The organism is Streptomyces sp. GbtcB7 (assembly GCF_019091445.1).
Taxonomy (GTDB): domain Bacteria; phylum Actinomycetota; class Actinomycetes; order Streptomycetales; family Streptomycetaceae; genus Streptomyces; species Streptomyces mirabilis.
The window spans coordinates 1-240 of record NZ_JAGXJM010000564.1 but is presented as its reverse complement, the minus strand read 5'-3'; the positions used below and the strand labels follow the sequence as shown (position 1 = coordinate 240).

The window sequence follows — 240 nt, the reverse complement described above, 5'->3', positions numbered from 1 at the left end:
CCCTCGACCCGGAGCCCCCGACCCCCAAGGCCCAGGCCGGCCAGTTCGGTTACCACAACGACTTCCTCCCTCCCCTCCCCCTGCCCGGTGAGCGGGGTCGGCAGCTGCTCGTGGCGAACCCCGAGTACACCGACGAGGTGCTGATGTTCCGCGGGTACGACCCCGCGAACCCCACGCGTGAGCAGGTCGAGGTGACGTGGGACACCCGCGGCCTGACCGCTGCCGTGAGCGAGGAGGACC

At 71.7% G+C, this 240-nt stretch carries 1 protein-coding gene; it reads left to right on the top strand.

Annotated features, from left to right (window positions below; all coding sequences use genetic code 11):
* On the top strand, positions 1 to 240 hold a 240-nt coding region (locus tag KVT44_RS56830), incomplete at both ends, for an alkaline phosphatase PhoX (protein WP_217577149.1).